The sequence below is a fragment of the Neobacillus kokaensis genome (assembly GCF_014656545.1).
GTDB classification, from domain to species: domain Bacteria; phylum Bacillota; class Bacilli; order Bacillales; family Cytobacillaceae; genus Neobacillus; species Neobacillus kokaensis.
The window spans coordinates 63,515-85,753 of the sequence record NZ_BNDS01000018.1; the positions used below are offsets into that span (position 1 = coordinate 63,515).

19 protein-coding genes and 1 pseudogene are annotated in these 22,239 nt (G+C 39.2%); 19 read left to right on the forward strand and 1 reads right to left on the reverse strand.

Translation table 11 applies throughout. The annotated features are described in order from the left end of the window. The first annotated feature begins 42 nt into the window (after positions 1-42). From IE222_RS18115 to IE222_RS18145, 7 genes are all read left to right on the forward strand, one after another. Positions 43-1,578 (forward strand): extracellular solute-binding protein, encoded by a 1,536-nt coding sequence (locus IE222_RS18115; RefSeq protein ID WP_191275253.1) that lies wholly within the window; start codon positions 43-45, stop codon positions 1,576-1,578. An 87-nt stretch (positions 1,579-1,665) separates the two neighbouring features. Further along, positions 1,666-3,543, forward strand: a complete 1,878-nt coding sequence (locus IE222_RS18120; protein WP_191275254.1) for a DUF2264 domain-containing protein — start codon at positions 1,666-1,668, stop codon at positions 3,541-3,543. Positions 3,544-3,557: 14 nt separating this feature from the next. After that, positions 3,558-4,760 carry a glycoside hydrolase family 88 protein gene (locus IE222_RS18125; protein WP_191275255.1) on the forward strand — a complete coding sequence of 401 codons (1,203 nt, stop codon included), beginning with the start codon at positions 3,558-3,560 and terminating at the stop codon, positions 4,758-4,760. 26 nt (positions 4,761-4,786) lie between these two features. Continuing rightward, a complete protein-coding gene (locus tag IE222_RS18130) occupies positions 4,787-5,425 on the forward strand; it encodes a YesL family protein (RefSeq protein ID WP_191275257.1) in 639 nt (212 codons plus the stop codon). A 40-nt stretch (positions 5,426-5,465) separates the two neighbouring features. Beyond that, positions 5,466-8,690: a polysaccharide lyase family 8 super-sandwich domain-containing protein gene (locus IE222_RS18135; RefSeq protein WP_223282791.1), complete on the forward strand. Its 3,225-nt coding sequence runs from the start codon at positions 5,466-5,468 to the stop codon at positions 8,688-8,690. A 198-nt stretch (positions 8,691-8,888) separates the two neighbouring features. Continuing rightward, a complete protein-coding gene (locus IE222_RS18140) occupies positions 8,889-12,026 on the forward strand; it encodes a glycosyl hydrolase family 95 catalytic domain-containing protein (RefSeq protein WP_191275261.1) in 3,138 nt (1,045 codons plus the stop codon). Between the two features lie 227 nt (positions 12,027-12,253). Next, positions 12,254-13,015 carry an endonuclease/exonuclease/phosphatase family protein gene (locus IE222_RS18145; RefSeq protein ID WP_191275263.1) on the forward strand — a complete coding sequence of 254 codons (762 nt, stop codon included), beginning with the start codon at positions 12,254-12,256 and terminating at the stop codon, positions 13,013-13,015. Positions 13,016-13,212: 197 nt separating this feature from the next. On the opposite strand, the gene IE222_RS26470 is transcribed toward IE222_RS18145, so the two are convergent. Then, complete coding sequence (locus IE222_RS26470; RefSeq protein WP_223282792.1) at positions 13,213-13,425, reverse strand: hypothetical protein; 213 nt, start codon at positions 13,423-13,425, stop codon at positions 13,213-13,215. 411 nt (positions 13,426-13,836) lie between these two features. Here IE222_RS26470 and IE222_RS18155 point away from each other — a divergent pair, with 411 nt between their 5' ends. The 12 genes and pseudogenes from IE222_RS18155 (at position 13,837) to rpiA (ending at position 22,144) form a co-directional block, all read left to right on the forward strand. After that, the gene (locus IE222_RS18155) at positions 13,837-14,259 is read left to right on the forward strand and encodes a MarR family winged helix-turn-helix transcriptional regulator (protein WP_191275267.1); all 423 of its coding nucleotides are present in this window, start codon (positions 13,837-13,839) and stop codon (positions 14,257-14,259) included. A gap of 63 nt (positions 14,260-14,322) precedes the next feature. Beyond that, positions 14,323-14,721: a DoxX family protein gene (locus tag IE222_RS18160; protein WP_191275269.1), complete on the forward strand. Its 399-nt coding sequence runs from the start codon at positions 14,323-14,325 to the stop codon at positions 14,719-14,721. 128 nt (positions 14,722-14,849) lie between these two features. Next, entirely contained in the window at positions 14,850-15,788 is a 939-nt protein-coding gene (locus IE222_RS18165) for a ring-cleaving dioxygenase (RefSeq protein WP_191275271.1), read from the forward strand. 163 nt (positions 15,789-15,951) lie between these two features. Continuing rightward, positions 15,952-16,545 carry an NADPH-dependent FMN reductase gene (locus tag IE222_RS18170; RefSeq protein WP_191275273.1) on the forward strand — a complete coding sequence of 198 codons (594 nt, stop codon included), beginning with the start codon at positions 15,952-15,954 and terminating at the stop codon, positions 16,543-16,545. Between the two features lie 253 nt (positions 16,546-16,798). Continuing rightward, positions 16,799-17,407, forward strand: coding sequence for a flavin reductase family protein (locus tag IE222_RS18175; RefSeq protein ID WP_191275275.1), 609 nt, complete (start codon positions 16,799-16,801; stop codon positions 17,405-17,407). Between the two features lie 32 nt (positions 17,408-17,439). Beyond that, complete coding sequence (locus IE222_RS18180) at positions 17,440-18,051, forward strand: alpha/beta hydrolase (protein WP_191275276.1); 612 nt, start codon at positions 17,440-17,442, stop codon at positions 18,049-18,051. 331 nt (positions 18,052-18,382) lie between these two features. Next, positions 18,383-18,811, forward strand: coding sequence for an organic hydroperoxide resistance protein (locus tag IE222_RS18185; RefSeq protein ID WP_191275278.1), 429 nt, complete (start codon positions 18,383-18,385; stop codon positions 18,809-18,811). Positions 18,812-18,865: 54 nt separating this feature from the next. After that, positions 18,866-19,486: an NAD(P)H:quinone oxidoreductase gene (gene wrbA / locus IE222_RS18190; protein ID WP_191275280.1), complete on the forward strand. Its 621-nt coding sequence runs from the start codon at positions 18,866-18,868 to the stop codon at positions 19,484-19,486. A 189-nt stretch (positions 19,487-19,675) separates the two neighbouring features. Further along, complete coding sequence (locus IE222_RS18195) at positions 19,676-20,161, forward strand: CBO0543 family protein (RefSeq protein ID WP_191275282.1); 486 nt, start codon at positions 19,676-19,678, stop codon at positions 20,159-20,161. An 11-nt stretch (positions 20,162-20,172) separates the two neighbouring features. Continuing rightward, positions 20,173-20,661 (forward strand): annotated as a pseudogene (locus tag IE222_RS18200) (hypothetical protein). Positions 20,662-20,770: 109 nt separating this feature from the next. Continuing rightward, the gene (gene cdaS / locus IE222_RS18205) at positions 20,771-21,394 is read left to right on the forward strand and encodes a sporulation-specific diadenylate cyclase CdaS (RefSeq protein WP_191275284.1); all 624 of its coding nucleotides are present in this window, start codon (positions 20,771-20,773) and stop codon (positions 21,392-21,394) included. Positions 21,395-21,472: 78 nt separating this feature from the next. Continuing rightward, complete coding sequence (rpiA, locus tag IE222_RS18210) at positions 21,473-22,144, forward strand: ribose-5-phosphate isomerase RpiA (RefSeq protein WP_191275286.1); 672 nt, start codon at positions 21,473-21,475, stop codon at positions 22,142-22,144. Positions 22,145-22,239: the final 95 nt, after the last annotated feature.

Genomic DNA, 22,239 nt, shown 5'->3' on the forward strand with positions numbered 1-22,239 from the left:
AAGCTTTAGCAGGTGAAAACATGAAAAGCGGGGGGCAATAAAATGAAAAAAAGAAAATTAATGATTCCTTTACTTGCAAGTATGATGATGTTAGTAAGCGGGTGCAGTGATGACGCTTCCACCAGCAGCAAGGAAAAGAATGTGAAAAAGGATGGGAAAGTCGAAGAACTAAAGGTATTCATGCATGCATCCAATGGTTATTTTATTTTTAATGATGATTGGGCCACCTTTAAAGAAGCAGCTAAAAAGACGGGAATTAAACTAAAGGGAACGGCGCCAAAATCGTCGACAAATAGTGCAGAAGCCTTTAACTTGATGATTGCATCTGGGGAGATACCGGATTTGGTCCATGGTCAAAAGAAATACTTAAATAAATATGGTATGGAAGGTGCTTTCCTGCCGTTGAATGATTTAATCAAAAAGCATGCGCCGAATATCCAAAAATACGTAAAAGAAAAAGAGGGTTTCTTGAAGGCGAATCAAGGTCCGGATGGAAAGTTGTATATGGTGCCGTACATTTCTGATGGCTTGGTCGCGGAAACGTATTTTATTAGACAGGATTGGCTTGATAAGCTTAAGCTACAAATGCCACAGACAGTGGACGAGTTTTACAAGGTTTTGAAGGCGTTTAAAGAACAGGATCCGAATGGGAATGGGAAACAAGATGAAATCCCTTATTTTTCGGAGGATAATATCCTTGGTCTGGGTACGTTATGGGGAGCCTTCGATGGCCTTTACCTTGAAAATGGTGAAATTAAATACGGACCATATGAAGCGAAGTTTCAAACGGCAATGGAAAACCTGTCAAAATGGTATAAGGAAGGGTTAATTGATCCTGAAATTTTCACTAGAGAAAAATCAAGGGAATATTTGCTTGGTAATAACCTTGGCGGGGCATCCCGCTATTATCCTGGAAGTACGGCCGGTTATAACGATGCACTAAAGGATAAAGTTCCAGGCATTAACTTTATCGTAATGGCTCCGCCTGAAAATACAGAGGGAAAACGAATTGAGCCGACGAAACGGTCTGATTTCGGAAATAATCTAGGGGTTGCGATTAGTGCACAAACTGAAAATCCTGAAAAGGTGATTAAGTATCTCGACTTTTTCTATAGTGAAGAAGGTAGAAGATTGATGAACTATGGGATTGAGGGAGAAACCTATGAAATCAAGGATGGCAAGCCAGTGTTTACTGACAAGGCGTTAAAGGCGAAAGATGGCAATATTGTTGAGAATCTGCGGTCTTACGGCTCTCAAGTTCCGTTCTCCTTCCATCAAGATTTTGAATATGAAAAGCTTTGGATGAATCCAATTGCGGTGAAAGGGATTGAGGAATATACAAAGGGTAATTTCTTTGCTGAACAAATTCCGAACCTGACATTTACCGAGGAAGAAGAAAAAACCCTTACAGATATTGGAACGCAAATCACAACTTATAAAGATGAAACGGTACAAAAGTGGATTATGGGATCAGAGCCAGTAAACCTTGAACAATTCAAAAAAAGATTAGATGAAATGGGCTTTAAAGAGTATATCAAAGTTTACAATGCGGCTTATAAACGTTATCAAGATAGCTAAGCTCTTTATTTAGATCTATAACCCAGAGGTGTTAGTTCTTTCCCCTGAACTAACGCCTTCATTTCATACTGAGGATGGGAGAAGAAGATGAAATTTAATCAAATTCCGATTATGAAAAATCCGCTTAAAACGAGAGAAGATGTAATGGAGGCAGTAAAACAACTTTGTCTGCCATTGGTTGACTTTTACTCAAACGGTAAATCTTTATTAGATGTTGGCAGAACGAGTGCTATCTCCAGAAACCAGGTGATCCAAATGGAGGGATTTTCCCGGCCGTTATGGGGGCTGGTGCCTTTTTGGAAGGGCGGCGGTGATTGCCCGGCTTTAGAAGATGTATATGTGGAAGGCATACGTAACGGCACCAATCCAGATCATGAAGAATACTGGGGGACCATTACGGATGTTGACCAGCGGATGGTCGAGATGGCTGCTCTTTCACTGGGACTGATGCTTGTTCCAGATAAACTGTGGCATCCTTTAACAGATCAGGAAAAACAAAACTTGTATCTGTGGTTAAATCAAATAAATGAAAAAAAGCCTGTCGATAATAATTGGCTTTTTTTCAGAGTCATGGTGAATACTGCGTTTGATACGCTGGGGTTACCTTATGACCAAATACTTCAAGAGAAAACGTTAACGAGATTAGAAGAGTTCTACTTAGGGGTTGGCTGGTTCTCAGATGGCAATACCCCGCAGGTTGATTATTATATTCCTTTTGGCTTTTATTTTTATGGGCTTATTTACGCAGAAGTCATGAAGGATAAGGACCCTGAACGTTCCAAGCGATTTAAAGACCGGGCTAAAGTTTTTGCGAAGAGCTTTATTTATTGGTTTTCCGAGGATGGTTCATCTATCCCTTTTGGCAGAAGTCTAACCTATCGATTTGCCCAAGGGTCATTTTGGAGTGCGTGTGCATTTGCCGACCTTGAAGTCTATTCATGGGGCGTGATGAAAGGAATAATTCTACGCCATTTACGGTGGTGGCTAAGTAAGCCAATCTATCATTCAGATGGTACTTTAAGCATTGGGTATGCCTATCCGAACTTGATTATGGCGGAAAAGTATAATGCTCCAGGTTCACCCTATTGGGCGCTAAAAATTTTCCTGCTGCTTGCCCTGGATGAAAATCATCCGCTCTGGGCTGCTGAAGAGGAGCCGCTGCCTAAACTCGAACACACGAAAGGGCTGCTGCACCCGAACATGATCATTTCTAGGGATGGAGACCATGTGTATGCTTTGACCTCTGGACAGTATGCGTTATTCGAACCTGCCCACACAGCTGAAAAATATGCAAAGTTTGCTTATTCCACTGCCTTTGGATTCAGTGTGCCAAAAAGTAACTATGACTTGATTCAAGGTGCGTTTGACTCAATGCTCGTTTTCAGTGAGGAAAATATGTATTATCGCGGCCGCAGAAAATGTGAGGAAGTAATGATGGAGGACGGAGCCATTTTTTCACGCTGGAAGCCATGGAGTAATGTCGAGGTAAATACTTGGCTGATTCCACTGGAGGGGTGGCATGTAAGAATTCATAAAATTCAAACGGAAAGATCTCTAACCACAGCCGAAGGCGGGTTTGCGATTGCCCGGGAAAAGGAAATTAGTCTGCATAACTTCCATCAGGAATTGGTAGATGCAGATGGTATTGCTACCCATTGCCCATGGGGTCTTAGTGGAATCATCAATTTATTTGGAGAACGGTCATCTTCCTTAGTATTAGCTGACCCCAATACAAATGTATTGCATTCTTCTACTTCGTTCATACCAACTTTACACGGAAATATCAGCCCTGGCACGCATCTATACGCAACAGCTGTGACAGGTCATAGTGATTCGAATCGGGGAAAATTCCTTTGGGAGCATAAGCCTAAGTTAGTTTTAAGAAAAGATAATCTGGTTATTGTGACCCATGAAAATAAAGAAGTTTACGAGATTAAGGGAATCCTATCGGATTCAACTGTTTGAGGAGGAGGAAAGTGATGATTAAACAAATTAATAAAACTGTTACAGATGAAGGTATTCAGCGAAAAGAACGTTATGCGAGCCGGCCGGCATTTTCGAGGGAGGATGCAGAAAACGCCATTCGCCACGTGCTAAAAAAAATAGACCAAAAGCTACCTCGTTTTACTGAACAATTTCCAGCACCTTGTACAACAAATCTTCTCTATGAAGCAACGGAAAATCTTGAGTGGACCCCAGGATTTTGGACAGGGATGCTTTGGCTTGCTTATGAAGTAACGGGTGATACCAAATACCGGGAAGTTGCGGAAATTCAACTGGCCAGCTACCAGGAAAGAATCGAAAAAAGAATCATGACCAATACTCATGATCTCGGCTTTTTATATACCCTCTCCTGTATGGCCGCTTATAAATTGACAGGAAATCAAGAGGCACGCACGATTGCCTTGAAGGCAGCAGACCTCTTGCTGGAAAGATTTCATGAAAAGGCGGGGATTATACAGGCGTGGGGAGATTTAACCAATCCGAGGCAGAGGGGCCGTATGATTATCGATTGCAATATGAATCTGTCTTTACTCTATTGGGCATCAGGCGAAACCGGGGACCTTAAATACAAACAAGCTGCCTATCAGCATATTCTCCAAGCGTATAACTATATTGTACGCGATGATGCGTCTACCTACCATACGTTTTATATGAATCCGGAAACTGGCGAACCGATTAAGGGAGATACACACCAAGGATTTTCCGATGAATCCTGCTGGTCTCGGGGGCAGGCTTGGGGAATGTACGGCTTCCCATTAAGTTATCTCTATACAAAAGATGAACAATTACTTTCATTAAGTAAAAAATTAACTCATTATTTTCTCAATCGGCTGCCTGAAGATGATGTCTGCTACTGGGATTTGATTTTTAGCGAGGGAGATGAGGAACGCGACAGTTCAGCCGCAGCAATCGCCGCATGTGGATTACTGGAAATGGTCAAACAGCTTCCGGTTTTGGATGAAGATTGCATGTACTACGAACATGCAGCCATAGAGATCATTTCTTCGTTATCGAAACATTATGTTTCTAGTGAAGACGATGCAGAAGAAGGGGTATTGCTTCATAGTGTGTACAATAAAAATTTCAACCACGGTGTCGATGAAAGCTGTATGTGGGGCGATTATTTTTATTTTGAAGCACTTGTCAGATTGACAAAAAATTGGACATTATACTGGTAGTTTGAGAGGAATGGGTGGTTTTCATCATGGAATTAAACGGGGTTATGGGCCGGATTTATAACGGAATGGACTGGATTGCGAAGCTTGTATATGTACAATTTCTATGGCTTCTTGGAAGTGCAGCAGGACTCATCATTGGAGGGACCTTTCCGGCAACAATGGCTATGTTTGCGGTGCTTAGAAAGATGATTCAGCGAGAGGAGGAAATTTCCTTTTTCCAGACGTTTTGGTCAGCGTTTCGAAGGGACTTTTGGAAGGCGAATGCCTTGGGCGGGATCATTACTCTAATTGGGTTTATCCTGTATTTCTACCTTGTCTTTTTAAAAGCGCATGAAGGGGTAGTTTCTGTAATTCTTTATATTCTTGTGCTATCCACCACTTTTGTCTTTCTCATCACAAACTTGTTCTTGGGCCCGGTTTTTGTTCATTATCAGCTGCGTTTCTTTCAATATCTGAAAATGTCTCTTTTATTTTGCCTTTCCTGCCCGTTTCACGGGATTTCCATGATTGGCGGGCTTGTCGCATTCTACTTTTTCATGACATATGTGCCAGGCCTGCTGCCATTCTTAAGTGTAAGTTTATTGGCGTGGTTTTTGATGTTTATCGCTAACCTTGCCTTCGAAAAAGCAAAGCAGGAAGCAGCTGCCGGGAAACTATCAATCTGAAAATATTCTTCTTAAAAGTATATTGGAAACGGGTGATACGATGAAGGAACTATCGATAGAAATACGAGAAAGGCTAGCTCGAATTAGAAGGCTGGGATTTAAGATGGTGTCCATTCTAGTAACCGTCTTGTTAATGGCACCAATGTTCACTGCTTTTTATGGAAAAGACGTTGCTGCTGCTGAAATGACCGATGAATTCACCATGTTGCGTGAGAAATGGAAAGACTATTTAACAGGCGGATCCGGATTCGATCGTGATGACCCAGATATTTCTTCCTTTGTAAAAGGGATAGACGCAAAGGTTACCAATGCAGAAGGCACTGGTGCTTGGGACACAATGGATCGTTCCGAAAACAGAAAATATTTATGGAACGATTTGACAAGTACAACCGATTCAGCTGATGTATCTAACAACTATTACCGTTTAAAAGACATGGCACTGGCCTACTCCAGTGAAGGATCTAAGCTTTATCAAAACCAATTGTTAAAACAAGATATTATTAGCGGATTAGACTGGATGTATGCGAATCGCTACAACGAAAAGAAGTCGGAGTATGGAAATTGGTGGAACTGGGAAATCGGGGCACCGATGGCATTGAAAGACATCTTAGTAGTCATGTACAAAGATTTATCGGCTGACCAAATTGATAACTATACGAAAGCAATTGATCGATTTGTGCCAGATCCTACAAAACGGACAAACTATCCTAGTCTTAGTGAAACTGGGGCTAATAGAATGGACAAAGCACTTATTGTCATCATTCGTGGCATTGTTGGCAAAAACAGCGAGAGAATTAGCACCGGAAGAGATGCATTGAGCCAAGTTTTTGAATATGTGACCGATGGAGACGGTTTTTATAAGGATGGCTCTTTCGTGCAACATAATTATGTTCCATACAATGGAAGTTATGGGATTGTGTTGATGGATCATCTAGCGGATGTGTTATATATATTGGCTGAATCGACCTGGAAGGTTACCGATCATAACTTACAGAATGTGTATAACTGGGTGTTTGATTCCTTTGAACCACTTATTTATAAAGGCGCAATGATGGACATGACAAGAGGAAGGGCAATCTCGAGGGAAGGGTCACAAGATCATTCCGCGGGCCGATCTGTCATTATCCCGATTTTACAACTATCTGGAGCGGCACCGCCTGATGTAGCGATGAAAATCAAAAGTATGGTCAAGTATTGGATTGAGTCAGATAAGACCTTTGATAATTATGTTGCGGGCTTGAACATTAACGATATGCTGCTCGTTAAAAAGGTAATGAAGGATTCTTCCATTACTCCCCGCGGTGAGTTGGTGAAACATCAAGTATTTGCAGCGATGGATCAGGTTGTTCATAGAAGTCAGGGATTTGGTTTTGGAATTAGTATGTCTTCCAAACGGATTTCAAGTTTCGAAATGGGTACTGCCAGCGGTGCTGAAAACACGAAAGGTTGGCATACAGGATATGGGATGACATATTTATACAACAATGATTTGACCCAATTTAGCGATGACTTTTGGCCGACCGTTAACATGCTTCGTCTACCGGGTACGACGACCGACGGGTCAAAAGGAAGTCCGTTACAATCGTGGAAGCCGTATTTCAGTTCAAAAACATGGGTTGGTGGCTCATCCATTGACGGGCTTTACGGAGCTACGGGAATGGAATTTGACTTAGAGAACAGCTCATTGACTGGAAAAAAATCGTGGTTCTCGTTCGATGATGAAATCGTAGCATTAGGTACCGGTATTACAGGCAGTGATGATAAAGAGGCTGAAACCATCGTGGAAAATCGCAAGTTAAATGCCAGCGGGAATAATGCCTTAACAGTGAATGGGGAAACAAAATCGAATCAATTAGGTTGGTCTCAAACGATGGAAAAGGTGAAGTGGGCCCATTTGAAGGGTGACGTTCAAGGATCCGACATCGGCTATTACTTCCCTGGATCTTCAACTGTATCCGGGTTGCGTGAAGCGAGGACCGGTTCTTGGAAAGACATCAATATAGGTGGTTCGGATAAGCCGATTACGAAAAATTATTTAAGTCTGGCTCTTGAACATGGTGTAAAACCAAATAACGCATCGTATTCATATGTAGTATTGCCTAATAAAAGTCCAGGGGAAACGGAGCAATATAGCCAGCATTCGGACATTGACATTGTAAGCAATACGAGTGATGTACAGGCGGTCAAAGAGAAAAAGCTTGGCTTAATTGGAGCTAATTTCTGGAACCCGGGAGAAGTTGACTTTATTCGATCTTATCAGCCAGCCTCTGTCATGGTGAAGGAAAATGGGGACGAACTAACATTATCTTTATCCGATCCAACGCAAATACAAGATCAAATCACGCTTGAATTAGGCAAAATTGGATCGAAAGTTATTACGAAAGATGACTCGATTAAAGTAGTACAAACTTCGCCTTACATTAAGGTAGAAGTTGACGTAGCCAAGTCATTAGGAAAAACACATACGATTACGTTTAAGTCAACAGCAAACGGAGGGAAACTCCCGCCAGTCGCAAGGATTGATGTTGTCATGAAAGACAAGGTTTACAGGGGCGACCAGGTACCAGTAAAAATTAATCTATCCAACAGTGGTAAAAGGGTTTTGCCTGGGGGAGAGCTCTCGTTTAACGTACCAGAAGGATGGGTGATAGATTCAGAAAATCTTATAGTACCGGAACTTCATCCAAGCGAATCCTATACACTAGATGCAAAAATGATCATCCCCGAAGATGTTAAATACGATAAATACGAGATCAATGCCTTATTAAAAGCGGGAAATACAATCCAGAATGCCTCCAAAAGTATAGAAGTTATCCGTCAATACTTAAAGGTTTCTCCGGTATCAGAATCACTTAAAGGCATTGTTGTAGAAGGGGAAGACTTTTCTGCTCAAGGGGGAGGTTCTGTTAATATCGTTCCTAAGCCGGGGGCATCCGAGGGCAATGCCATTAATTTATGGGATCATTCCGGCCACTGGCTCGAGTGGAAAGTTAGTGTACCGCATTCAGGGAAATACAAGGTTGTCGTCCGATATAGTACAGACTCAACAACATCAAATCGTGATTTTTCAATTGACGGAGGATCAGAGGTTTATTTTAATTTTCCTACAACGAAAGGGTGGAATAATTGGAGTGATGTGATGTTGACCGACATAAATGGAAATCCGCTTGAATTTAATCTAGAGAATGGTGAACATGTCTTCCATATGACAAACGTCTCCTCTCCTTTGAACATTGACTATCTAAAACTAGTAGAAGTTAATTGATCGTTTTCCGCTAAGTCTAGAGAAGGTCGAGGTTATCCCTTCTGCTAAAAAAACGTAAAAGTGAAAGATAAAGGCTAAAGGCCCCTAGTTTAGTATCTTAGGGGTCTTACATGCTAACTGGATCTATTCATTCTGATTCAAACCTTATCAAGAAAAAAAGATGGACCAGCGAGATGATAAACAAACGGAGGGAACGCCGTGCATGTAGTAAAATACGAAAATGCAGAAAGTGGCTGGAATGAGGCTTTGCCACTTGGAAATGGACATTTTGGGGGAATGGTATTCTTCGAGGAACATAAGCTGACTATGGCCATGAATCATTATGAGGTTTACTATAAGAAACTTCATCGTTACAGCGAAAAGTATAAAAGAGGCGAAGGACCTCATTTCGATAAAGTATTTGGCTTCACGTTTGATGAAATGAAACAAAGGGCGAAAGAAATGTACCGCGATCCTGAGCAAGGCTCGTATTTTTTATACACCGATGCCTTATGGAACAGCGCTTTTTATAGACGGTATGGCAAACCTGGAGGGGGGGCAACACATTATCCAACAGGTGAACTTCAGCTTATACCGCATGAAAAATTGGCTGACTCTGATCACTATTCTCTTCAGCTAAACGTGGAGAAGGCTTGCGTCGATTTCCAGATTGAGAAAGAAAGCGACAAACTTGAGGCACGTACGATCGTAACTCAAAACGAGGATTTTGTCATCACCCAAATTAATCAGACGACTTCGACACTATTGAAAGCTGTCGTTATGTCTGTCCCGTCAAGAAGATATGGAAATATGACCGTACACTATCACCGGTTGAACGACACAACCTTCTATTACACAGGGTCTTTCTATCCAGATGGTGAAGATAAAGAATGCAGCCCATTTACCTTTCTCGTGATGATGAGGCTAATCGGAGCAAAGGGACATCCTGAGTTTGGATCGAATGGTATGGACATCCATATTCATGATGCTGAGAGCAAATTCACTATTATCACAACCGTTGTAACGGAAGAGGAGACAAAGGAGCTTTTGCAGACGGCCACACAAAGATTAGACAACGCTGTCCACTTTGTGCCTGACAAAGTCACCCATCACAAGCAACATTGGGAACACTTTTGGAAGAAATCCTCGATTACTTTGCCTGATAAAATGGTGGAGGATTTATGGTACGTTAATTTGTACGCCATTGCCTGCAGTAGTGGAAAAGGTGGAAGAATGTATGAGCAGGCATGCGGGTTAAACGGTTTGTGGGATATAAAACAACCGACAAAGTGGGGCAGCATGTGGTATTGGGATGTTAACATTCAGGCTGCCTTTTGGCCGCTCTATACGGCAAATCACCTTGAAATTGCTGAAGCATTTAATGACGGCTTGTTGTCTTTCACATCTCTTGCTGAAAAAATGGCAAAGCAGTTCCACGGGCTACAAGGATATGCGGGAGATTATCCGTTCCCATTGTATTTAAGCACATGGCCTTGGTGTGCCCAGTTTTTATGGCATTATTACAAATTCAGCATGGACCAAGAGTTTTTGAGAGAGAAAGCTTATCCGTTGTTTAAGCAAATTCTTACATTTTTTGAAGGTTATCTCCATTTCGACAATGAAACAGGGCATTACGTCGTCTTTCCTGATATTTCACCAGAACAAGGTCCTGTAACGATGAATTCCACCATTTCGCTTGCGACAGTCCGTTACTTATTAACTATTTCAATCGAGGCAAACGTCATTCTTGGTGAAGAGAAAGCTGATCGCGAAAAATGGAGTGAACTACTAGCCCGATTAGCTCCTTATCCAGTAGCCGTTTCTAAAAAATATGGAGAGATCATCAAGGATTCCGAGTGGGCACCTGCCAATTTGCATTTAAGGCACCCATCCGTTCTTATGCCGATTTATCCTATTGGTGAAATCAATAAACATAGCGAAGAACATATAAGAAAAAGGGCGGAAAATACGCTGCGTTATGTACAGGAAAATACGGAGTTCGGTGTGTTTCAGTTTGGCTGGCTCTCATGTGCTGCTTCAAGGCTTGGAAAAGGGAACACGGCGCTAAGAATGCTTTATGAGCAAGGCATCGATTTGTCTTTACGGCCAAACGGGTTATTTTCCGAAGAAACGGAGCGGTGGATTAACTATTGTAATATTACAAATGAGCCGCTGTACTATCCGCATATGATGGAAGCTTCCGGCGAAATGGTAGCATCCGTTAATGAAATGCTGCTGCAAAGTTATAACGGAATTATCGATGTATTCCCTGCTGTCCCATCAGGGGAACCCGAAAATGAACGTAAGGTCGGCCTTTACGATCACGAGGTCGAAAAGAATGTACGGACGTACGAAAGATGGGAGGATTGTGAATTCCATGGTTTGCTTGCCGAAGGAGCCTTCGAAGTGAGTGCCGTTATGAAAAAGGGTAGAACGACCTTTGTTAAAATAAAAAGCTTAGTGGGAAACAAGTTCGTTATGCGAAATCCATATGAATTGGGAGAAAAGTTGTCGGTAGCAAGTTTTGAAGGGGCATCTTGGGAGTGGATTAAGCATGACCAGGAAGGTGAATACGTTTCTTTTTTTACTGAAAAAAATGGTGAGTATGCAATTTTCCCGCGAAGGGATGAAAGTATCAGCCTAGATATCCATCCAAATCGGCTTTTTACTTTAGATACGTTTCTTTCTCTGAGTGAAAGAGGGGCCGAAGGGACATATCCACGAATCCATGAAGCCCATACGTCCCGAAGAGTTTTCTTAGGTAAGAATAAAGATACACATCATATGAAGATGCTGGATCATTTTACATTCGATTATTATTCCGGCAATTACCGAGAATCGAGAACCGCCGTTTACCGATTAGACTTTGGAACGGCAATGAATGAACCGTTAAAAGATTATTCCAAAGCGATCCCAAGACAGCTTCATATGGGAGGTGGAATCGGTCAAGATTTCCGAAAAATATCGTCGGAAACGGTATTTACTCCGTATACAGGGCTTGGCTGGGAAAATGCAGACGATTTAATCTCATTTGATCGCGAAGGACCTGATGAGATTCGGAGGGATTTCGTTGGTAGCGAAACAGAAAAAACATTTTTGCTGGAGCTTCCAAAAGGCAGGTACGATATGTTATTCGTGTCGGGAGACAACGATGCCTCATCATACACTGAGGTAGAAATCGAAGGACAAAACGTATGGAAGCCGGAAAAAGTTTTGCGGGCAGGGGAGTTTGTTACAGAAATCTTGCCTGTCATACAACGAAAAGACGGTTTTCTCAACATTCACTTTCGAAGCCAAAGGGGTCTGTCATGGAAAATAAATCTATTAGTCTTTAATAAAAACTATACCTACCTTTAACATGGTTGATTTGGAAAATTACTTGAAATGAATGGACTATAATTAATGGAAACAGTTAGAATAGGATAGTTGGTGTTTGATTGCGGAGTGGAATTGCAAAGTATTGGCATAATCCCAGGATTAGCGCGTAAGGAAATTGAAGTTGTTGCCATACTATCACCGAACATGTCATTGCCGCCCCTTCGAGCCGAAAAATACGGATTCGTTCTAATAAGGAAGTGAAATTGTTGAAAAAGAGATATAGAAGCGATAAAGAGGCTGTCATTAAAGTCATGACTTATAATATTCATCATGGAAGAACAGATGCCATATTGGATTTGAAAAGAATCGCCGTACTAATTAAAACATCGGGCGCTGATGTTATTGGTTTACAAGAGGTAGATAATCATTTTTCCGAGCGCAGTAATTTCGAAGATCAAGCAAAATGGTTGGCAAATTACTTAGACATGCATTTTGCATATGGTGCGAATCTTGACTTTGATCCTTTGCAAGAAGGCGGGAACCGTCGTCAATATGGAACGGCCGTATTAAGCAAATATCCTATCCTGTCTGCCGAAAATCATTTACTCACTACTATTCCAAACCTTTCTGAGCAGCGTGGTCTTTTGGAAACGGTGATTAACGTGAAAGGAAATCATGTTCAATTTTACAATGTGCATCTTGATGATCAAAGAGCCGAACTGAGGGAGCAGCAAATCAAAGAGATACATAACATTGCACACCAAAAGGAAGGAACTAGTATCTTTGTAGGGGACTTCAATGCAACTCCTGAAAGTGCGGAAATACGAAAGATGACTGCACAATATAAGGATGTGTTTGCCGAACTGAATCAAAATAATGACTTTACCTTTCCGGCAGACAAACCAGATAGTCGTATTGATTATATTTTCACTTCTAAAAATGTAGAAATTTGTAATTGTAAAGTTATAAATACTATTGCTTCTGATCATTTGCCAATTACCGCAGAGTTGGTACTTAATAAAATCTAATATAAAAATTGGGCGGGCAATTATTAATCCTCAATAAGCAATGGCTAACCGATTATGCCCGGTACAGTCTGAGCGGAAACAGAGAAGATAAAAATAAAAAGATAGGTGTCAGGCACCATGTCAAAAATTCAAATGGTGCCGACACTCTTTCCTTCTATACTCATAGTTGATTTAGTCGTTTAATGCCAGTTGAATCATTAGTTCGATTCCAGAGGGGCAGGCGTTTCTTGGATGTCGAATTTGGAATGGTGGCGCGGGTATTGGTTTTTTTCACTTTGCATCCTGTTGTTGATGAAGGCACCCGTCTTTTCTTTTACATAATAGGAGAAATCCTCTTCACTCATAATAGGTTCTTTTTCCACGAAGACCTCTTCACCAAAGGACTTTACGATGATTTCCTTCGCATCCACAATGCCTCTGGATTAGCTGAGTTTATAGAACGTTATCTCCTTAAATCGTATGAATCAATTGTGATTTAATGTTATTTTATATAGTTAATTGATGATATTAGCATGTAGTACAGCCACTAGTTCAATCGAAGAGGCAGAAAATCTTCGTCTATTATTTCTCATAAAAACAATAAGATGTAGTCTAAACTTTATTTATAAGCTAAAAAGGGCCTAGAGCTCTTTTTTTTTATACTGCATCAGCTTATATCAGCAAATACTTGACTGTGCCAGGCACTCTGCTTTAGGTCAACTGAAAGCCCGAGCTACTACTAACTATATTTTTAAAAAATCATTGACAAACAAGACTAATTATATTATAGTTATCTCGAATTAGAGATACTTTAATTCAAGACTTTTAGGGAGGTGAACTAAATGGAGAGGAAATGCAATAATCTGCCCTTTCTGGTATTAATGCAAACGTCTAAAGGAATTCATGATCGAATAAAAGAAGAAATGGCAAAAAACAAGCTAGGTATTACGGAATTTTCTGTTTTAGAGGTGCTTTATCAAAAAGGAAAACAAACAATTCAACAAATTGGAAATTGCATCTTAATCTCGAGTGGTTCAATGACCTATTGTTTAGACAAGCTAGAAAAAAGAGGATTATTAAGTCGAAATGCCTGCCCAGATGACCGCCGAGCAATACATGTGATATTAACTGATAAAGGAAATAAATTGATGGATGAAATCATGCCTAAATATGTGGAGTTAGTTGATCATTTGTTTGATTCGTTAAATTCTGATGAGGCGAAGATTTTGGTGCATCTTTTGAAAAAAGTAAGGAATGAAGTTTAAACGAGGATTTTTTTAAATATAATATCTCAGGTTTGAGATATTTGAATTTAGGGGGGATTTAAGATGATAAATCTTGGTTTGTTATTAATTCGGTTGGTGATTGGTGTTTTATTCATTGGTCACGGTGCTCAAAAATTGTTTGGTTGGTTTGGTGGTTACGGCTTAAAGGGTACAGGAGGCTGGTTTGAATCCATTGGCATGAAACCAGGAGTAACCATGGCTCTATTCGCAGGATTAGCAGAACTTATTGGGGGAGCATTGTTTGCTTTAGGACTCTTAACCCCGCTTGCAGGAATTATGATTGCCGGAACCATGGTAATGGCGATCATTAAGGTGCATGCTCCAAACGGATTATGGTCAACAGCAAATGGATATGAATATAATCTAACATTGCTTGCAGTGGCTATAGGTATAGCCTTAATCGGTCCTGGTCAATATGCTCTTGATTCATTATTATTTTAATTTATTTCGCATTTAGAGATTCTTAAATTAAAATAAATGATATGTGACTTTAAATATTTTATTAGGAGCAAAATATGGTTTCAAGTTCCTTTCATTAATTGAACTTTACATCAAAAAGGGGTGTGAAAATGAGTAAGAAAACTATGGGTATTCACCATATAACAGCAATCGTCGGCCATCCTCAAGAGAATGTAGATTTCTATGCTGGAGTTTTGGGTCTGCGTTTAATCAAGCAAACTGTCAATTTTGATGATCCAGGTACTTATCACCTTTATTTCGGGAATGAGGGCGGGAAGCCGGGAACCATTATTACATTCTTTCCATGGGCAGGGGCTCAACAAGGAATTATTGGAGATGGTCAAGTAGGAGTTACTTCTTATGTAGTTCCAAATGGTGCGATAAGGTTCTGGGAAAAAAGACTAGGGAAATTCAATGTTCCCTTTACTAAAATGGAACGCTTTGGAGAGCAATATTTGGAATTTGATGATCCTCATGGGCTTCATCTTGAAATTGTGGAAAGAGAAGAAGGAGAAATCAATCCATGGATCTTTGGAGGGGTAACATCTGAAGTTGCCATCAAAGGATTTGGCGGCGCAACTCTTTTATCTGCACATCCTGAGCTAACAGCGGGGTTGTTAGAAAATGTTTTGGGTCTAGAAAGAATTGGGACTGAGGGGGATTTTGTCCGTTTTCGTTCCTTAGCGGATATTGGGAATATTATTGACCTAAAATTAACCCCTATTGGTCTCGGGAAAATGGGTGTTGGCACTGTACACCATATTGCATGGCGGGCTAAAGATGATCAGGACCAATTAGATTGGAAAAAGTTTGTGCAATCAAATGGATATGGCGTTACCCCGGTACAAGATCGAAATTACTTTAATGCTATTTACTTTAGAGAACATGGAAAAATACTGTTTGAAATTGCAACTGATCCTCCGGGATTTGCTCATGATGAATCCGCGGCAACAATGGGTAAAAAATTAATGTTACCTAGACAGTACGAACAATATAGAGGGCAGATTGAACGAGGGTTGCTGCATTTTGAAGTAAAAGAACTAGACTGATTTCGGGGTAAGTTCCTCGGTATAAAATGTTGACAATCAAAATGGATATATGTTAAATTTATCTCGAAATAAAGATAAGTTAATTCAAGGTAACTTCATTCATTAAATATTTTTTTAAATTTATATCTCAGATTCGAGACTTTTAAGGAGGTGGAATTATCAAATGGGATTTTTTAATAAATTATTTGGATTTAAACAAGAGGAGGATGATAATATGACACAATTAAACATTGGAATTATTTTAGGTTCAACACGTGAAGGGCGTGTAAGTCCACAAGTAGGAGAATGGGTAAAAGAAATCGCAGATAAACGCGGGGATGCAAAATACACAATTATCGATATCGCTGATTACAAATTACCATTGCTAGGTGAAGCAGGAGGAGATGCCTCAGGTGCAGCTGCATGGTCTGAAATTATTGCGGCTCAAGACGGCTTCATTTTCATCGTACAAGAATACAACCACTCTATTACAGGAGCTCTTAAAAATGCTTTAGATTATCTTCGTGAAGAATGGAACAACAAAGCTGCAGGTATCGTCTCTTACGGTTCAGTAGGCGGCGCTCGTGCAGCGGAACATTTACGTGGCATTTTAGGTGAATTGTTAGTAGCAGATGTTCGTGTTCACCCTGCATTATCATTATTTACAGACTTTGAAAACGGCACGGATTTCAAACCAAAAGCCGTTCAAGAAGATTCAGTCAATCAAATGTTAGATCAATTAATTCCTTGGTCAAAGGCATTATTCACTATCAGATAATGTAAAGAATCAAATTACAACATGTGCATTTGTATAATGCACATGTTGTCCCTTAAGAAATCAGTATGAAAGTTGAGCGAATCGTTATCAAGCAAATTGAAGGATACGCTCAGAAGTCATATTAAGGAAAAATGATAAAGAGAGTAAGTAGTGGCAAAATAAAATTAGCAGAAGATCAAAGGGTGTTTCTTAATAGATTGATACCATTTATAGTGGGAAAACTAGACTAATTTTACGAAAAGAAGTGATTTCTTTGCTGTCAATTGATCCAGCCTCATTGTCTGAACGAGAAAATTATAAATTTCTAATAGGCAGCATCATACCTAGGCCAATTGCTTTCGTCACAACGCTTTCGAAAGATGGAGTTTTGAACGGTGCACCATTTAGCTATTTTAATATCGTATCATCCAATCCTCCGATGATTTCTTTATCTATCCAGCGTTCATCGGGGAGACAAAAGGATACTGCAAGAAACATCATCGAATCCAAGCAATTTGTGGTTCATATCGTAGACGAACAAAATATTAATAAGATAAATAAAACAGCTGCAAACCTTCCTCCTGACGAGAGTGAGATTGAATTAGCTAACTTAACACCAGTAGAAAGTGTGAAAATTTCAGTTCCTGGAGTTAATGAAGCAAAAATCAGAATGGAGTGTTTATTAGAGCATTCCTTAGAATTGGGAAACTCGGATACGCCAGGGTGTGACCTGATTATAGGAAAAGTTGTTCAGTTTCATATTGAAAGCGATATTTATGAAAATGGAAGAATCGATCCAAGGGGCTTAGCTGCTGTAAGTCGATTAGCTGGAAATAATTATGCCAAAATTGGTGAGGTTTTTGAAATAGAAAGACCTAAATAGTTCCACAATCCTATTTATGGAGGAGATAGATAATGAAACATATATTCAATAAAGGGCAAGATCCAACAAAACCAACATTATTATTGCTTCATGGTACTGGCGGCAATGAATTAGATCTGTTGCCTCTTGCGGGAAAAATTGACGATGAGGCTTCTGTCTTAAGCGTGAGAGGAAACGTATTAGAAAATGGTATGCCTCGATTCTTCCGAAGATTAGCTGAAGGAATCTTTGATGAAGAAGACCTTATTTTCAGAACAAAAGAATTAAATGAGTTTCTTGATGAAGCAGCTGAAAAGTATGGTTTTGACCGGGATAATATTATTGCTATTGGATACTCAAATGGAGCTAATATTGCGGCGAGTTTATTATTTCACTATCAAAATGCATTAAAGGGCGCTATTCTTCATCATCCAATGGTACCGAAAAAAGGAATTGAACTTCCTGATTTATCAGGTAAGTCTGTGTTTATTGGGGCTGGGACAAATGATCCGATCTGCTCGCCAATGGAATCAACTGAATTACAATCGTTACTAGAAAAGGCTCATGCAAATGTAGAGCTTCATTGGGAGAATAGAGGTCATCAATTAACACTACAAGAAGTAGAAGCAGCAGGAATTTGGTATCGCAAAGTAATAAGTAAATAATGGATTAAACCAAATAGAAAAAGATATTAGAGGCTGTCCCAAAAGGTCGATGAAAAATGACCTTTTTGGGTCCAGCCTCTTTTTTTACTATTAAATCTTCAGCAGTCAGGACTTTTTCGAATTCCTTATAAGTGTGTGGAATGGCTGCCCGGGTGCCATTATTAATCTTATAACATAATTTCTCCAGCTAGAAACATACTTCAACCATTTTATCCCGGAAGATTGGTTGAAGTTTTTACTATTTTGTATTCTTTAATCGGGATATCAATTAAAAGTGAAGTAAATAATAAGCAGGGAAAAAATGAAAATTTAACAAGTAAGGAGAAAAACAATGACTCAACAACCCTTATTTACATCATCTGCAACAGCTGTTGGAGGAAGGCAAGGCAGAGTTGAATCGAGTGATGGCAATATAAAATTTGATCTAGCAATGCCGGGATCTCCCCGTGCGAATGAGTTACCCAACGCTACAAATCCTGAACAATTATTCGCGGCTGGATACTCTGCTTGTTTTGATGGAGCTTTACAGCATATGGCTAGGAAAGCACATATCAAATTCGAATCACAAGTAACAGCAAATGTTAGTTTCTTAAAAGATGAAGATGATCAAGGATATAAAATTGCTGTAACGTTGCAAATAAAAGGAACTGGTATTGAAAAAGAAAAATTGGAAGACCTTGTACATAAGGCACACGAATTCTGCCCATATTCAAAGGCAACAAGAGGGAATATTGACGTAACTCTAGAGGTTATTGAATAATACTGATTCGATAGTTTAGACCTTTTTAACAAAAAGAAAAGGAGAATGAGAACTATGTCAAATGTAAAGCTTGCTATCATCTACTATAGTTCGACAGGTACAAATTATCAATTAGCTCAATGGGCTGCAGAGGGGGCACAGGAGGCTAAAGCGGAGGTCAAAGTATTAAAAGTACCAGAATTAGCTCCTCAATCTGTTATTGATTCCAATCCCGCATGGAAAAATTATGTTGAGGAAGTTGCAGTATGTGTTCCAACTGTATCACTTAGTGATTTAGAATGGGCAGATGCCATAATTATTAGTGTACCAACCCGATTTGGTAATATGCCATCTCAAATGAAACAGTTCTTAGATACAACCGGTGGTCTTTGGTTTAATGGAAAACTGGTGAACAAAGTGGTCAGTGCTATGGCCTCTGCACAAAACCCTCATGGTGGCCAGGAAGCCACAATTCTATCATTATATACAACGTTTCATCATTGGGGAGCTATTGTTGCAGCTCCAGGATATACAAACCAAGTCATTTTCGGGGCTGGTGGAAATCCATATGGAACAAGTGTCACAGTAGATCAGTCGGGTAAGATGGTTGAAGATGTTCGTGCCATTCAAGATGCTGTGAAACATCAGGCAAAACGCACTATTACCATTGCAGAATGGGTAAAAAAAGCAAATTAATAATTTTTAAAAAAACTAATTGGAACTCCGATTAGTTTTTCTATTTTTAGCCAATGAATTGTTTTAATACAAAACTAATATAGTAGGGATACCGAGTAATTTCGCGGTTTTTGCAAGCCGTTAAGAATAGGTATAAATAATTTTTTGGAGGTAATTTTAAAATTAATAATCAAAAAAGGATGATGTCTAATGGAGAAAAAGTTGCTAAATTTACTTACTGGTTTATGTGTGGTCGCCCTGCCATTCTTATTTAAAGGTTCAAAAATGAGAGAAAATCTTCTTATTTTCTTCTCGAAAGGTGTTCTTGCGACACTGGTTGATGCTTATGTTGTCGGAACCAAAAGAATTGAATACCCAGTTCGTCCTTTTAAAAAAATTTTTAAAACCAACATTATTTATGATATATTGTTTTTTCCTATTTTAAGTGTCATTTGGGTGAAAATGTCCTATAATGATAATTTTTGGAAGATTGTATTGAAAAGTTTAGTATTTAGTGTTCCGATGAGTTTCGGTCAGTGGTATTTTGAAAAGAATTCAAGATTATTTAAATGGAAAAAATGGTCACCATTCCATACATTCGGAAGTGTGAATTTTACTTTATTTACGATTAGAGGTTTGGTGGGATTAATAAAAAAATTAGATAAAATAAAGGGTAACCAAAATATAACCGAGTAATAAAGTGTGATATTCAGAATAAAACGTATAAATTAGAAGCAATTCTTTGGAGCATTGCTTTTCCAGGCTTTGTTCAACTAAGAATTCATTATTTATGTAACTAGTTTATTTAATCAGGCTATCATGTTTAGTTTTCTTGGGAAAATAAATGATGCTGCCAGAGTGGTGAATACCAATAGCTTTATGTTTTATCCATGTGTGTATATGTTTACAATGTATGATGCTTATAAATATGCAGAAGGTGAGAATCCTCGGTTATCGTTTGTCCTATTTGCTTTCGGAGTCTATTTTGTCACAGTGGGTCTTATGTATTCACCAAAGTTCGGTATATCAATCGGTCCTATCTGGCTTCCAATGCTGTCTTTGATACCAGGTTAGGAATTGGATTTATAATACGTTATATTTTTAATAAAAATTACTTCGAAAGACATTATAGTGGGAGACCTTCTAAATTTCAAAGAGCCTATCAGCATGGGCTTTTTTTGAGGTACATTAGCTGAGTTAGATGTTTTTGATGATCATATGGCAGCTATTAAAGTAATGGAGAATGAGGCTCATTGTTCTATTCAATAGGTTTAAAAGGATAAAACATTAGTAGGAGGGAAACAGATGGACAGTCAAAATTGTGATTTTTCACCTATGAAACAAAATTTAGAACATGGAATACAAAATTTAATTCATCTACTCCAATCAAATTTGAAAGTACTAGGAAACGAAAACTATTGTGTTTTGGGAAGTCTAGAGGATGTGAAAGACCAGCTGAATTCAATTGAATCTATGGCGGCCTCCTTTTATTTAAATTGTTATTTGTCATCGTTTACTGACTCATATGAGGATTTAACCGCTACGGCTCAGCATCTATCCAAACGTAAACATGGTGCGTTGATTGTCATCGAACGACGTGACTCTCTTGATAACATTATCCAAAAAGGTACAACTATAGGCGCAATGGTAACACCAAAGCTATTGGAATCCATTTTTTATCCGGGTAACCCGTTGCATGATGGGGCGGTATTAATCAGAGGAAATGTAGTCTATTCAGCAGCCAATATACTTCCATTAACGAAGATGATTACAGAAAAAAAGCTTGGAACCCGTCATCGTGCTGCTATAGGAGTATCGGAACAAAGTGATGCGCTTGCACTGGTTGTTTCTGAAGAAACAGGCAAAATTTCATTTGCCTTAAACGGAAGATTATATCCGATTAACACGACACAGCAAATTGTGTTCTAAAGTCATTCAAGAAAGGACCAATTTGTTAATCGTGTTTAACATATAAAGGACTTGCTATTTAATTGGAGGTGAAAATCCTTGAATGATAAAAAAGTGGTTGGAGAAAAGGCTGTAGAATACGTGAAAGATGGTATGGTAGTTGGACTTGGAACGGGGTCTACTGTTTTTCATACCATCTCTAAGCTTGGAAAATTGGTTGAAGAGGGACTGTCTATTAAAGGGATTCCAACTTCAAATCAAACGGAGAAATTGGCAAAAGGAGTAGGAATCCCACTTGTTACGTTTAATGAAATAGAACAAATTGATTTGGCAATCGATGGTGCAGATGAAGTGGATGATGATTTTAATCTTATTAAAGGAGGTGGAGGTGCTCTTTTAAGAGAGAAAATTATCGCAAAAGCAGCTAAATCTTTTATAGTTATTGCGGATCCCCACAAAAGAGTGAATAAATTAGGGTCATTCCCACTTCCAGTAGAAGTAGTGCCTTTTGGTTATGAAATGACTATGAAGCATATCCAAAATCTCGGATGTAACCCAAAGTTACGGCAAAGCAATGGAATCCCTTTTCTAACTGATAACGGTAACTATATTTTTGATTGCAGCTTCCCAATAATAGAACATCCTAGAGAACTCGAGAAAAGCTTGAATATGATCCCGGGTGTTGTCGAAAACGGACTCTTTGTTGGAATGGCTGATAAAATTATTACCTTGAATAAAGAAAAAAGCATTATCATTAATGGAAGAGTATAAGTTTGACATAAAACAGAAAAAGCATTACAATTATCTCGTATTCAAGATATTTGAATACGAGATATTGTCATTTTTGCTCTTTAGGTTACTTTTTA